The 13,362-nt window shown below is 64.3% G+C and carries 13 protein-coding genes; 4 read left to right on the forward strand and 9 right to left on the reverse strand.

The features are described from left to right. Positions 1-6: 6 nt before the first annotated feature. The 5 genes from N7E70_RS27670 to N7E70_RS27690 are packed head-to-tail and all read right to left on the reverse strand — an operon-like array spanning position 7 to position 5,728. Positions 7-1,011, reverse strand: coding sequence for an Ldh family oxidoreductase (locus tag N7E70_RS27670; RefSeq protein WP_067967277.1), 1,005 nt, complete (start codon positions 1,009-1,011; stop codon positions 7-9). An 8-nt stretch (positions 1,012-1,019) separates the two neighbouring features. Next, entirely contained in the window at positions 1,020-1,589 is a 570-nt protein-coding gene (locus tag N7E70_RS27675) for a DUF3726 domain-containing protein (RefSeq protein ID WP_263008205.1), read from the reverse strand. Next, a complete protein-coding gene (locus N7E70_RS27680) occupies positions 1,586-3,280 on the reverse strand; it encodes a hypothetical protein (RefSeq protein WP_263008206.1) in 1,695 nt (564 codons plus the stop codon). The genes N7E70_RS27675 and N7E70_RS27680 overlap by 4 nt, the downstream gene beginning before the upstream one ends. Beyond that, a complete protein-coding gene (locus N7E70_RS27685; protein WP_067967262.1) occupies positions 3,280-4,272 on the reverse strand; it encodes a membrane dipeptidase in 993 nt (330 codons plus the stop codon). Before N7E70_RS27685 ends, N7E70_RS27680 begins: the two co-directional genes overlap by 1 nt. A gap of 4 nt (positions 4,273-4,276) precedes the next feature. Continuing rightward, positions 4,277-5,728: an aldehyde dehydrogenase family protein gene (locus N7E70_RS27690; RefSeq protein WP_263008207.1), complete on the reverse strand. Its 1,452-nt coding sequence runs from the start codon at positions 5,726-5,728 to the stop codon at positions 4,277-4,279. Positions 5,729-5,824: 96 nt separating this feature from the next. Here N7E70_RS27690 and N7E70_RS27695 point away from each other — a divergent pair, with 96 nt between their 5' ends. Further along, positions 5,825-6,718, forward strand: a complete 894-nt coding sequence (locus N7E70_RS27695) for a LysR family transcriptional regulator (protein ID WP_154384445.1) — start codon at positions 5,825-5,827, stop codon at positions 6,716-6,718. A 143-nt stretch (positions 6,719-6,861) separates the two neighbouring features. Here the strand turns inward: N7E70_RS27695 and N7E70_RS27700 are convergent, their stop codons facing one another. Genes N7E70_RS27700 through N7E70_RS27710 form a run of 3 tightly spaced genes read right to left on the reverse strand, consistent with a single transcriptional unit; the run spans position 6,862 to position 8,529 of the window. Then, positions 6,862-7,278: a DUF2177 family protein gene (locus N7E70_RS27700; protein WP_263008208.1), complete on the reverse strand. Its 417-nt coding sequence runs from the start codon at positions 7,276-7,278 to the stop codon at positions 6,862-6,864. Positions 7,279-7,303: 25 nt separating this feature from the next. Further along, positions 7,304-7,954, reverse strand: a complete 651-nt coding sequence (locus tag N7E70_RS27705) for a ChrR family anti-sigma-E factor (RefSeq protein ID WP_182574697.1) — start codon at positions 7,952-7,954, stop codon at positions 7,304-7,306. Beyond that, positions 7,951-8,529, reverse strand: coding sequence for a sigma-70 family RNA polymerase sigma factor (locus N7E70_RS27710; RefSeq protein WP_263008218.1), 579 nt, complete (start codon positions 8,527-8,529; stop codon positions 7,951-7,953). Before N7E70_RS27710 ends, N7E70_RS27705 begins: the two co-directional genes overlap by 4 nt. Before the next feature lie 224 nt (positions 8,530-8,753). On the opposite strand from N7E70_RS27710, the gene N7E70_RS27715 reads away from it, so the two are divergent. Continuing rightward, entirely contained in the window at positions 8,754-10,112 is a 1,359-nt protein-coding gene (locus tag N7E70_RS27715; RefSeq protein WP_263008209.1) for an NAD(P)/FAD-dependent oxidoreductase, read from the forward strand. Next, complete coding sequence (locus tag N7E70_RS27720) at positions 10,109-10,906, forward strand: DUF1365 domain-containing protein (RefSeq protein ID WP_067967248.1); 798 nt, start codon at positions 10,109-10,111, stop codon at positions 10,904-10,906. Before N7E70_RS27715 ends, N7E70_RS27720 begins: the two co-directional genes overlap by 4 nt. 29 nt (positions 10,907-10,935) lie before the next feature. Here the strand turns inward: N7E70_RS27720 and N7E70_RS27725 are convergent, their stop codons facing one another. Further along, entirely contained in the window at positions 10,936-11,718 is a 783-nt protein-coding gene (locus N7E70_RS27725; protein ID WP_263008210.1) for an SDR family NAD(P)-dependent oxidoreductase, read from the reverse strand. Between the two features lie 335 nt (positions 11,719-12,053). Between N7E70_RS27725 and urtA the strand changes: the two genes are divergently transcribed. Then, the gene (gene urtA / locus N7E70_RS27730; RefSeq protein WP_442866535.1) at positions 12,054-13,361 is read left to right on the forward strand and encodes an urea ABC transporter substrate-binding protein; all 1,308 of its coding nucleotides are present in this window, start codon (positions 12,054-12,056) and stop codon (positions 13,359-13,361) included. The last annotated feature ends 1 nt before the right edge of the window (position 13,362 follow it).

Raw genomic sequence — 13,362 nt, forward strand, 5'->3', positions numbered from 1 at the left:
AAAACTTTAGCGGCAGAGTGTTTCGATCCGATCCACGAGGCCGGCATCGACCCGCACGCCCTCCCGTTCATTGCGGCGCCGCGCAGCTTGGCGGCCGCTACCCGGGAGGCGGACATCGCCCTGATTGGCGATGGCTGCCACGAGACTTGCGACCTGATGTGAAAAGCCCGTCGAAAACGCCCTGGGGTCAAAAGCGATGAAACACTGTCCGGTTCTCGGCGGCCCGCCCGCCGTTCCGGAAAACGGACTGGCATCCTTGCTGAGAACGGCACCGGCAAGACAGGACGCCAGGATTTCGACGAGAAGTCCGACACCAAAACCCTTGTGGCCGCCGGCCGGCAGCATCGAGCCCTTCAGAGCGGCAGCCGGATCGAGCGTGTCAGCGCCATGTTCGTCGATGGCCCACCCGGGTTCGATCGGCCGGCCCTCCCGCGAGCGCAGAAGAATCTCCGATTTCGCCACCACACTCGCCGACTGGTCGAGCACCAGCGCGGCACCGCCTGCGCCATCCGGAGCGCCAAGCGCAAACGGATTGGTGCCGATCACCGGCAGGCGCCCGCCCGGCGGCGCTATCGACGCCGGTGCATGGGTGGTGCACAACCCGAGCAGTCCCGCCTCGGCGATACGCTCGGCATGGTGGCCAACTACGCCGCAATTGTAGGAATTGAACACCGTCATTGCAGCGACGCCGTTGCGCCGTGCGGCGGCAATGAAACGATCCCACCCGGCGTCGATGGCGGGATGGGCGAAACCGGTCGCCGCATCAACGACCACGGCGCCTGGGCGCGGCTGCGACACGGCAGGCCGTGCCTTTCCGTCGACCTTGCCGCAGCGGACATGATCGGCATAGATCGGCACATAGAGCAGGCCGTGGCTGCGGATGCCGTCGCGCTCCGCCAGCATCGTCGATCGGGCAACGGCCGCCGCATTGTCCTCGCTGGCTCCCGCTGCGGTCAGCGCACGCAGGCACAGCTGCTCGACCGCGGCGAGCGTCATTGTCCGCTCCGTCATGAAATCCCTCAATCGTTGTCGGTGGTGCCCGCGCCAGCGCCCTGGGCCCGCGACAGTTCCGAGGCCGGCACATAGGTCCTCGCCGCAAGGCCGAGCGCTGCCGCGTAGGCCGCAGCGTCCGTCGCAGCCGGTCGCGGCGATCGACGCGGCATAGGCATCCCGCCGTCGGGTGGGGAATGCAGCCGCAGGCTCAACGCCGACGCGGCCAGTTCCGCAGGATTCGCCGCCAGCGCCAGCGGCTCCACACCGCCATCATAACGCAGGGTGAGGTTCATCGCCGTATTGGCAGCCACCGCTCCGGCGAGGCCGATCAGCATCAAGCTGCAGCTTCGTCCCTCGAACGCAATCTCGGCAGTTTCACCACAGCAGAGGGCATCGATGGCCGACTGGTCGCCGAGAACCTCCGCTTGGCGGCCAAGCGCGTCGATCACGACCCCGACAGCGTCGATGCCGCGCGCCGAGAGCCAGACGGCTGCCTGGCCGACATCCTCCGCCACGCCATGAGGCAATCCGGCGCCGCAGGCTGCCTTGCGGGCGAGCGTCTGCACTTCGTTGTAGGAGAGCAGGATCGTCGTCATCTGAGCACCGGAAGCCAGCAATCGTCGGTTTCGCCGGCAGCGATTTCGTCCCGCGTCGGCGCCCCCTGAAAAAGTGTGATGCGTGTCCAGCGATCCGAACGCGGGTCGAATTTCGATGCGCCGAAAAAGGCAAGCTTGCAGCGCAGCATGTTGATCGGCAGGCAGCGGTCCGAGAGCAGGTTGTCGCGGATTTCCGAATAGGGTGCGGTCGCCGCCATCTGTATGCGGCGTACCGCATGGCGATGCTGAGGGAAGCGGGCAAGGAACGCGGCGACGGTTTGTGTTTCCGCCTCGTCCTCAAGGTCGGCGGCAAGGCGCTGCACCTGCCGGGCGATGTCGAGCGGAAGCTCGAGATCGGCGCCAGCTTCGGCGGCACGGCGGCCAAGCCGGGGCTCCAGCTTCTCCTCCGAAACATACCAGAACTGGGCGGTTTCCGCCGGCCTGTCGAACGCGATCGTCAGTGCCCAGCCATAGTGATCACGCAGCAGCCTGCGAAGCGCCGCAAGCCTCATGCCTGGCTGCAGCGCCGCTTCCTGTGCAGCTGCCATGCCGTCGGCGAGATCGTCGTTTTCTGCTCCCGCCAATTCGATGACGAGCGCTGCAAGCAATTCCTGGAAGTCCACCGACATGAATTGCGAACGCTCGAGCAGTGACGCCACCGGCGACGACATGACCCGCAGCCTTGCGGGGTCGATCCAGGCCTGGGCCTCGGCCCACTCGCCGCGCAGGCCCAGGATGCGCGCCATCAAGGCATCGTCTTCGACCGACCATTGATCGAGATGCCTGCCCGCCTGCCGCCAGAGGTCGCCGAGCCGATCCAGCGCGGCAGCATCCAGGTATCGTTTCGCCCGCACCCGCGCCAGCGCGCTCTCGCGCGCAAATACCCAGTTGTTCAGCAGCTGCGGATGATTGGCCAGGAACGGCGCCATGCCGAGACCGGTGGAGTTGCCGACTCCGATGTGGCGGCGCAGCTCCGGCGCAAGCGGCACGAAGGTTTCCGGCGAGCGGCGCCTTGCAACGTGCTCGACGAGATCGTGGGAGAATTCGCGGATCAGCCAGACCGTCAGCATCTCGGCCTGGAAGGGACCGGTGAGCCCCTCGCGTTCCGCCAGCACGCAACGGTCGGCGATGCCGAACTTGCCGTTGCCGTAGACGGCGGTGGTGCGCAGAAGATAGCCGACTTCCCCAAGCCGGTCGCGTTCCGGCTGTCGCCCACGCGCCAGGCTGTCGACGACATGCTCGAAGAAACGCACGGACTTGTTGGCGCGGCTCAGCACCAGGTCGCGCGGTCCAAAACGCCCCGCCTCCTGGCGCGGCGCATTTTCCCGCAGCCGTTCGATCTCGGCCTTGTCGGGAATGCCGTCATAAAGCACGAAGCTGGTGTCCCAGGCCTCGGCGATGACGCGGTCGGAGCGCTGCTCGTCGGGAAGCGGACAGGAAAAGGCAACAAGGCTGTAGTCGTGCCCACCCAGCCTGAACGTGTAGACCGCATCGCCGAACCCGTTGTCGTCCATGCTCCAGTCCGGGCGGCGCACCGTCGCACCGCTTGAAACAAGACGCCGGATCAGCGTGCGCAGGAAGCTGAGCCGTGTCGGAAAGGAAGCTCCCATCCGCCGCAGGCGCATGACGACGTCGGGCGAGCGCATGGCTAGCTGCGGCGCGGTCGCAGTGGCTGTTGCCCTGTTGGCCATCACATCGGTCCAAACGATTGGGTGTAGAACCGAAGCCAGTTGCCACCCATGATGTCGCTGACTTCCTCATTGGAGAAGCCTACCTTGCACAGCCCGTCACGGAGATTGCCAAGGTCGGCATTGCTGGTGAACCAGCTCGGCTGCCGCGGAAAGCCGGCCGCCGAAGCCGAGCCTTCACCATAGTCCGTGACCTTCGACCAACGGCCATTGCGCATCCAGGCGACCACCGAGTCCGGTTGGTCCTGGCAGAGATCGCTGCCGATGCCGAGATGCGCGACGCCGTAACGCGAAGCGGTCTCCGCGACCATGGCGCAGAAGCTCTGGAGCGTACAGTTCGAGCCGCCCTTCATGTGGTGGGGGTAGAGCGACAGGCCGAGCATGCCACCCGATCGCGTCAGCGCCTTCAGCACCGTATCGGACTTGTTGCGTAAGGCCGGATGCCACCAATGCGGATTGGCATGGGTGATGGCGATCGGCCTCGCCGAGAGCTCGATAGCCTCAAGCGTCGAGCGCTCGGCGGAATGGCTCATGTCGACGACCATGCCGACACGATTCATCTCGGCGATCGCCTGGCGCCCGAAGCGGGTGATGCCGGGGTCTTCGCCCTCGTAGCAGCCGGTGGCAAGCAGTGACTGGTTGTTGTAACTCAGCTGCATGAAGCGCACGCCAAGCGCATGGCAGACCTCGATCAGGCCGATGTCGTCTTCGATCGGCGACGGGTTCTGCAGGCCGAAGAAGATGGCCGTGCGCCCCTCCCGCATCGCCCTTTCGATGTCGCTGCCGGCGCGACCTGGAAAGATGAGATCAGAATGGCGCTCGAAATGGCGGTTCCAGGCAATGATGTTCGCCACCGTCTCGCGGAAATTCTCATGATAGGCGATGGTGGCATGTACCCCATGCACGCCGCCGGCGCGCATCTGGGCGAAGACGTCCGCACTCCAGTTGGCATATTGCAGGCAGTCAACGACAGGGCTGGCGATCTTCGCGTCCATGACCTTACTCCGGCTCCCCTGCTCGAATATACGCTGTCTTGACCTGGGTGTAGAACTCGGCCGCCGAACGGCCCTGCTCGCGCGAGCCGAAGCTCGAGCCCTTCCGGCCGCCAAACGGCACATGATAGTCGGTTCCCGCCGTCGGCAGGTTGACGGTGACACAGCCCGTCTCAGCATGTCGCCGGAAATGGCTGGCACGAGCGAGCGAGCGGGTAAAGATGCCGGCAACCAACCCGAAACGCGTGTCGTTGACGGCGGCGAGCCCTTCGTCATAGCAGCCGACCTTCTGCACGGCAGCGATGGGCGCAAACATTTCCTCGCGATTGAAGTCCATCGCATTGGTCGTCCCGGTCAAAAGCGCCGGCGCCATGTAGAAGCCGTCATGGGCAAGTTGCAGCCGCTCGCCACCGACCGCCACTTCGGCGCCAGCGATCCGGGCACGATCCATCCAGGCAAGGTTCGCCGCAAGCTGGCGCGCGCTGACGACGGGACCGACCTGCGTGCCATCCGCCAGGGCGTGACCGACCTTCAAGCCACCGACGGCAGCGGCCAATTTCTCGACGAAGGCATCGTGGATGTTCTCATGTATGACGAAGCGCGAGGAGGCGGTGCATTTCTGGCCTGTGCCCGAGTAACCGCCGCCAACGGCGGCCGCCACAGCCAGGTCGATGTCGGCATCATCCATCACCAGCAGCGCGTTCTTGGAGCCGAGCTCGAGCTGGAACTTCGTCAGTCTCGCGGCTGCAGCCACGGCCACCTGGCAGCCAACCTCGTAGGAGCCGGTGAAGGTGATGGCATCTACGCCTGGGTGGCCGGCAAGCCCGTTGCCGACAACCGCGCCTGGCCCCATCAGCAACTGGAACGTCCCATCCGGCAGGCCGGCGCGATGGATGATCTCTGCAAGAGCCCAGGCCGAGGCCGGTGTCTCGTTGGCGGGCTTCCAGATGACGGCATTGCCATAGGCAAGCGCCGGCGCGATCTTCCAGCTGGCGGTGGCGGTCGGAAAGTTCCAGGGCGAGACGACGGCCACCAGTCCCATCGGTTCGCGGCGCATGTCGATCTCGATGCCGGGACGCACCGATTCCGCGTTTTCGCCAAGCTGCCGCAGCACCTCGGCCGCGTAATAGGTGAAGAACTGGCCGGCGCGGAACACCTCGCCGCGACCTTCCGCCAGCGGCTTGCCCTCCTCGCGCGACAGCAGCCCACCCAGTTCGGCTGACCGCTCCATAAGTTCATTGCCGATCCTGTTGAGGATGGCCTGACGCTGTTCGAGCCCGGTCGCCCGCCAGGCCGGCATCGCCGCCCGGCCAGCTGCGACCGCCTCGTCGACATCGCTCGCATCGGCCTGGGCATATAGACCGATCAGGTCGGTGACATCGGACGGGCTGCGATTTTCGTGGAAGCGATCGCCCTGCCGCCACCGGCCGCCGATCAGATTGGCGTAGCGTTCTGCCATGTCGATCTCCATTGCTCGCCTGAAAATCCGCCACCGCCCCACTTCAATCAAGCAGATATTTCTGTTATCAATTTCAGAAGAATTGAAGTTGGTGTGATGATCAAACTGGAAGCATTGCGGGTCTTCGTCACGGTTGCCGAGAGCGGCAACATCAAGGACGCAGCCGATACGGTTGGCCGCACGGCCTCAGCCGTTTCGATGACCCTCAAGCAGTTGGAAGACGAGATCGGCGGACCGCTGTTCCAGACCGATCGCAAGAACAGCCTGACGGCGCTTGGCAATCTGATGCTCGATCTCGGCCGCGAGCAGATCCGCAGCTTCGACAAGTCGATCGGCATCATGCGGGCTTTCGCGCATAGCCGCATCGGCAGCCTGTCGATTGCCTCGGTACCCTCGGTCGCCACCAACGTGTTGCCGCCCATCCTGCAGCGGTTCCTGGAAACCCGACCACAGGTCGAGGTCGAACTGTTTGACATCGACAGTGCCCAGGTACGGCGCATGGTGGAAAGCGGCGTCGCCGACATAGGCATTGCCGGCGAGAGCCGTGCCGGCGGCGGCGTCGAATTCACGCCGTTGTTCAGCGACCGGTTCAAGCTGCTCTGCAAGGACGATCACGAACTCTGCCAGCTCGAACGTCCTGTCGAATGGAGCGATCTGCACGGCGCGACGCTGATCCGCAACGGCGCATCCGACAGGATCGATGCAGAGGCGTACAAGCAGCTCTCCGCACGGTCGCTGATGACCGTCTACAACGTCACCTCGCTGGTTGCTTTGGTGAAGGCCGGGCTCGGCCTGACCATCCTGCCGTCATTGACCATGCATGGCGCCCATGATGGCGTGGCGGTGCTCGAACTGGCCGATGCGGCGGCAAGCAGGCAAGTCGGACTGGTCGAACGGCGAGACGTCTCGCCCTCACCCGTGGCCGCTGCTTTCCGTGCCTTCGCCCTGAAAGAAATCCCGGCACTGGTTGCAAGTCGCCTCGAAGACTAGGTGATCGCCCTGACCGTTATGCCTCGCCGATCGGCTGTCGCTCTGTCATCGAGAGCGATCAAGCCTGCCAGCGCCACCGGGTCGATGAAGACGACCTCGGCTCCTGCCTTGCCTGTTGGCTATGCTGCGAAAGGCAGCCCTCATCAGCTCGGCCTGGCCATCGCCCAGGCGGTGACCAGATACCCGATCGTTGCGGCAGTGCCGGTGAGAGCGACGCCCCAGGCCATGTCGACGACGCTGACCGTCACCGACCAGTTCTTCAGCGTGGCCAGGTTTGTCATGTCGTAGGTGCCGTAGGCGACGAGGCCGAGAAGAGCGCCATTGATCAGCGCTGTCGTCCAGCTCGCGCCGTTCAGCGCCGGCATTGTCGCGAAGTGCACGATGCCTGCGACATAGACGAGGTAGAACAGGCCGGCGACGCCGAAATGGGGCTGGTCGAGAAGCAGGGCGCCGATGCGGCTGCGGTAGAAGTTCGTCGAGATGGTCGACAGCCACAGGAAATCGAGGCCGAAGAAGACGACGGCAGTGGCGACGTAGGCAGTGGCGTAGCTGGCAATCATAGGCTGCTTTCGAACAACGGACCGGTCAAATCCCAAGCAGAGGCTGGATCGCCCGCATGATCCAGCTGCGGAACTGCAGCGGCGCGTCGGTCACCGCAAGGCAGATACAGTCGGCTTCAGGCGTGGCTACCGGTTGGTGCGTCAGGCTGGCGTCGGCGTCCTCGAGGTCGCCACGCGCAAACAGACCCGTGCCATCGTGAAAGCTGCCGGCCAGCACCAGCGTCAGCTCGCGGCCGCCATGGCTGTGCTCCGGCACCGGCTTGCCGGCGGGAATGCGCAGCAGCCTGACCATGGTTTCGCGATCGCCCGTCTTGATAGGGATCTGGTACGCGCCGCGTCCGAGCGGCCGCCATTTAAGCGTGTCGAAATCGCCACCGACATAGGAGCGCAACGGCTCCGGCAAGCCGCCGCTGTGCCCAACAGAGCTTTGGCGGGCGGCCGCGGTCTCGGGTTGCTGCAAACGGCTGCGCACGCTGGCCCAGGACTGGTCGACCGAGGCCTCGTCTTCCATCGTATCGAGCAACTCGCCGCCGACGGCCTCGGCCACTGTCAGGCGACGCCGGCAGGCTGGGCACAGCGCGAGATGCGTAGCCACCGCAATGCTCCAGCCCTCAGCCAGGCTGCCGGCGGCATAGCTGATGAGCAGGTCGTCGCTGATATGGTGACGAATGGTCACGACACGTCTCCGGAGCGGGCGAGCGCGGCCCGCAATTTGTCGAAGGCCAAGCGCATGCGCGACTTGACCGTCCCGAGGGGCAGGTTCAGGCGCTGCGCGATCGCGCTGTGCGACTGGTCTTCGAAAAACGACAGTTTGAGCAGCGACGCCTGTTCCGCAGGCAGGGCTGCAATTGCATGGTGAAGCTGTTCCGATGTCTCGCGCATGTCGAGCTCGGCATCGGCGGGAGCGACATCGTCGGGCGCGAAGGCGGGATCTTCCGGGTCGAATTCCGGTCGCCTTTCACGCCGGAAAGCGTCGATGCGCAGGTTACGCGCAATGGCGAAGATCCAGGTTGACGCCGCCCCCTTCGCCGGATCGTAACGCTCCGCCTTGTTCCACACGGCGATCATGGTTTCCTGCATCAGTTCCTCGGCCTGCTGGCCGTTGCCACCCGTCCTCGCCATGTAGGCCTTCACGCGTGGTGCGAAGTGGCGAAACAGCTGTTCATAAGCTTCGATGTCCCGCCCGGCACCCACAGCGCACAGCAGTTCTCGCATGTCGGAACCATCGTCGACGCCAGTCGGGCGGTTCATGTCGGCTGTTCCCAAATCACCATGCCATGGCGCGGAGCGCCAATGCCCCGCCTTGAAGCGTTTCTGCCACGCCGGAACGCCGATGGAAACGACCGTGTTCATGCTGTTGGTACGCCGGCGAGCCACCGCCGGATCACTCGCTTCGGAAAAATTTCGCGTCCCAGCGATCCGCCGGGGCCTGCGCTCCGTATCCAGCAGCATAAGGCGCAGCGGAAAGGCGAGACGTGAGCATCGACACCAGCAAGGAATTGCCCGATCACGCGCGCCGCGTCGCCGTCATCGGATCCGGCATATCAGGTCTTTCGGCAGCCTGGCTGCTCGGCCGCAAGCTTGATGTCACGCTCTACGAAAGCGAGCCTCGCCTTGGCGGCCATTCCAACACGGTCATGGTTCCGACCAACAACGGCGCCCTGCCCGTCGACACCGGCTTCATCGTCTACAACGAGCGCAACTATCCCAACCTCGTCGCCCTGTTCCGTGAAATCGACGTGCCGACGGCAGCTTCCAACATGTCGTTCGCCGCCTCGCTCGAAGGCGGCAGGCTCGAATATTCGGGCTCCGGCCTCAACGGCCTGATCGGCCAGCGCGGCAATGTCATCCGGCCGCGCTTCTGGCGAATGATGCGTGACATCCTGCGCTTCTACCGCGAGGCGCCGGCGCTGCTCATTCGCGCCGACCTGCACGGCGTCAGCCTCGGCGAATATCTCGATCGCAACGATTATGCTCCGGCTTTCGTCGAGGACCATTTGCTGCCGATGGGAGCAGCGATCTGGTCAACAACGGCACGCGACATGCGCGCTTACCCACTGCTCGCCTTCGTCAGGTTCTTCGCCAGCCATGGCCTGCTCAGCCTGGCCGACCGGCCGAAGTGGCGAACCGTGCTTGGCGGCAGCCGGGAATATGTTCGCCGGCTGAGCGCCAACTTCGCCGACAACATCAGGCTGAGCACGGCGGTCGGCAATATTGCGCGCAAGAACGGCCGGGTCGTCGTCACCGACACCAAGGGACATGCCGACACCTTCACCGATGTCGTCATAGCCACTCATGCCAACCAGGCGCTCGACCTGCTCTCCGACGCCGACCAGCAGGAGCGGGCTTTGCTTGGCGCCTTCCGCTACACCGACAATCTGGCGGTGCTGCATTCAGACGAGAACCTCATGCCGCGACGCAAGCGGGTCTGGTCAAGCTGGAACTATATCGGCGAGGACCGCGACGACAACAGCCAGCCGCTATGCGTGACCTACTGGATGAACCGGCTGCAGAACCTCGACATGCGCCATCCCCTGTTCGTGACGCTCAACCCGACGCGCCAGATCGATCCTGCAAAGATCATCGGGCGCTACGACTACACCCATCCGCTGTTCGACCAGCGCGCGCTCGACGCCCAGCAGCAGCTCTGGCGCCTGCAGGGCCGACGCCAAACCTGGTTCTGCGGTGCCTATTTCGGCTTCGGTTTCCACGAGGACGGCCTGCAATCCGGCCTCGCTGTTGCCGAAAGTCTCGCGGACATCAGGCGACCATGGAAGGTGCGCGACGAATCCGGGCGAATTGCGCTGATGCCCCGGCTGGAGGCAGCCGAATGAGCCTGCGCTCCGCGCTGTTTTCTGGCACGGTCACGCATACGCGGCTCAGGCCGCGTCGCCACAGGCTACACTACCGCGTCTTCTCGCTGCTGCTCGATCTCGACGAAATGCCCGGTGTCAGCGTGACTTCCCGGCTGTTCGGCTACAACCGCTGCGCAATCCTCAGCTTCTGGGATGCCGACCACGGCGACGGCAGCGCCAGCGGCCTGCGCGGCTGGGTAGAGGCGCAACTGGCCAAGGCCGATAGGCTGGAGAGCGGCATGCGCATCCGGGTGCTCTGCTATCCCCGAATCCTCGGCTACGTCTTCAATCCGCTGACGGTTTATTTCTGCCACGCGCCCGATGGCCCGCTCAGGGCAATCCTCTACGAGGTCTGCAACACCTTCGGCGAACGCCACACCTACGTCATTCCGGTCGACGCCGGAGCGAGCGGCCCGATACGTCAAGGCTGCGCAAAGGAACTCTACGTCTCGCCCTTCATGCCGATGTCCTGCTTCTACCGCTTCCACATCGAGCCGCCCGGTGACAGGGTCCTGGTGCGCATCGATGAATCGGACGCCGAAGGCCCACTTCTTGCCGCCTCCTTTGCCGGCAGGCGTCAAGAGCTCACCGACCGCGCCTTGCTCGGCGCCCTCTTCCGCTACCCGCTGATGACGCTGAAGGTGACGCTTGGCATTCACTGGGAGGCGCTGCGCATCTGGTGGAAGGGCATCCCCGTCCACCGGCACAACGCCGCAGTTCAAAAGATCAGCACCACCGTCGTGACGACAAGGGTTCCGGAACACGCGCAATAGAGCCGGGTCCACCGACCTTCGCCGTGCCGTCAGTCGCGGACCATGCGCCGCGTGATCACAAAGCGCAGCCGCTCTGGCATCGCCGCCAGGAGCTTCATCGACAGCACCATCTTCCATGGAAAAGCGGTCATGAAACGCCGCGATTTCAGGCCAGCCATGATGTGGTCGACCGCAGCGTCTGCCGAGATCATGAACGGCATCGGAAAATCGTTCTTCCGTGTCAGGGGCGTGTCGACGAAACCCGGACAGACAAGGCTGAGCCGCACGTTCCGAGCCGCGAGTTCAGGGTGGAGCGCTTCACACATGTTGATCAGCGCTGCCTTGGTCGCGCCATAAGCTGCAGCGCCCGGCAGGCCGACGAAGCCTGAAACCGAAGACACCACGGCAACGTGCCCGCCCTGGCGCGCCAGCATGCGCGGCATCAGCGCGGCCAGGCAATGCACGCAGCCCATCAGATTGACGTCAACGGTGGCGCGAAAGGCGCCGGCGTCGAACTCAGTGGCGGAGTCGCGCGCATAGGTGCCGGCGTTCAGCACGGCGAGATCGATCGGCCCGATTTCGCCCTCTATGCGGGCAACCGTCTCGAGTACGGTCGCCTCGGCGGTCACGTCGAGCGGAAATGCACGGATACGACCCGGCGCCTCGGCGGCCAGTTCGGCGAGATCGCTCGCCGTCCGCGCGCTTGCCACGACCTGCCAGCCTTCGCTGGCAAGCCGCAACGCCAAGGCGCGGCCGATGCCGGAGCCGGCGCCAGTGACCCACGCCAGCCGCCTGTTGCTCACGACCCGCCCAGCATCGTTGTTCCGGCGCATGGCTGCTCCTCGGAATGCCCGTTCTCCCTCTCTTACGAGCAAAGCCGGCGATTGGTTCATGGCTCCCAGCATCTCGACGGCCGGCATAGCCGCGAGGGCACTATTGCTCATAGTTTATGCAAAAATCAGATCTGGGCAAAAAACTGGCAATATCTGCTGTGCAATGCACAAATCCTGGGACACCGGCTGGCGGCATGAGCAGCCATGCCTTCGGGGGCATTAGGCCAACCTTATGAAAATGCGCGACTTTCCCTGCCTCCAAACTGGCCCTGAGCGATTGGCATGACGGTTGCATGACATTGTTCAGTGCAACAAAGCCAAATGGGAGACTGGTAATGAGGGGACATTTCGCACGTTGGACCGCCGCAGCCATGGCCGGGATAATCGGCGCCGGGCTCAGCCTGGCGTCGCCCTCCGCGGCGGCGGACGACACCATCAAGGTCGGCGTGCTGCATTCGCTGTCCGGAACGATGGCGATTTCAGAAACGACGCTGAAAGACACGATGCTGTTTCTCATCGAAGAACAGAACAAGAAGGGCGGGTTGCTCGGCAAGAAGCTCGAGGCCGTCGTCGTCGATCCGGCCTCGGACTGGCCGCTGTTTGCCGAAAAGGCACGCCAGTTGATCGAGCAGGACAAGGTCGCCGCCGTCTTCGGCTGCTGGACCTCGTCGTCACGCAAGTCGGTGCTGCCGGTCTTCGAGGAGCTCAACAGCCTGCTGTTCTATCCCGTCCAGTATGAAGGGGAGGAAAGCCAGCGCAACGTGTTCTACACCGGCGCCGCGCCCAACCAGCAGGCCATTCCTGCCGTCGACTATCTGATGAACGAAGAAGGCGTGCAGCGCTGGGTGCTCGCCGGCACCGACTATGTCTATCCGCAGACGACGAACAAGATCCTGCAGGCCTATCTGCAGTCGAAGGGCGTCGCCGCCGAGGACATCATGGTCAACTACACGCCGTTCGGGCATTCCGACTGGCAGACCATCGTCTCCGACATCAAGAAGTTCGGCTCGACCGGCAAGAAGACCGCCGTCGTCTCGACCATCAATGGCGACGCCAACGTGCCGTTCTACAAGGAGCTCGGCAACCAGGGCATCAAGGCCGAGGACATTCCGGTGGTCGCTTTCTCGGTCGGCGAGGAAGAACTCGCCGGCCTCGACACCGCGCCGCTGGTCGGCCATCTCGCCGCCTGGAACTATTTCCAGTCAGTCGATAGCCCCGCCAACGCCGAGTTCATCTCGGCCTGGAAGGGCTACACCAAGAACGACAAGCGGGTGACCAACGACCCGATGGAAGCCCATGTCATCGGATTCAACATGTGGCTGAAGGCGGTCGAGAAGGCCGGTACCACCGATCCGGACGCCGTCATCGACGCCATCGTCGGTGTCTCGGTGCCGAACCTCTCGGGCGGCTTCTCGACAATGATGCCCAACCACCACATCACCAAGCCGGTGCTGATCGGCGAGATCCAGGCCGACGGCCAGTTCGAGACGGTGTGGCAGACCGCGGGCCTCGTGGTCGGCGACGAATGGTCCGACTACCTGCCCGATTCCAAGGACCTGATCGCCGACTGGCGCGCGCCGATGTCGTGCGGAAACTTTAACGTTGCCACCGGCAAGTGCGGCGGCAAGGGCACGACCAACTAGC

The organism is Aminobacter sp. NyZ550 (genome assembly GCF_025628925.2).
GTDB classification, from domain to species: domain Bacteria; phylum Pseudomonadota; class Alphaproteobacteria; order Rhizobiales; family Rhizobiaceae; genus Aminobacter; species Aminobacter ciceronei.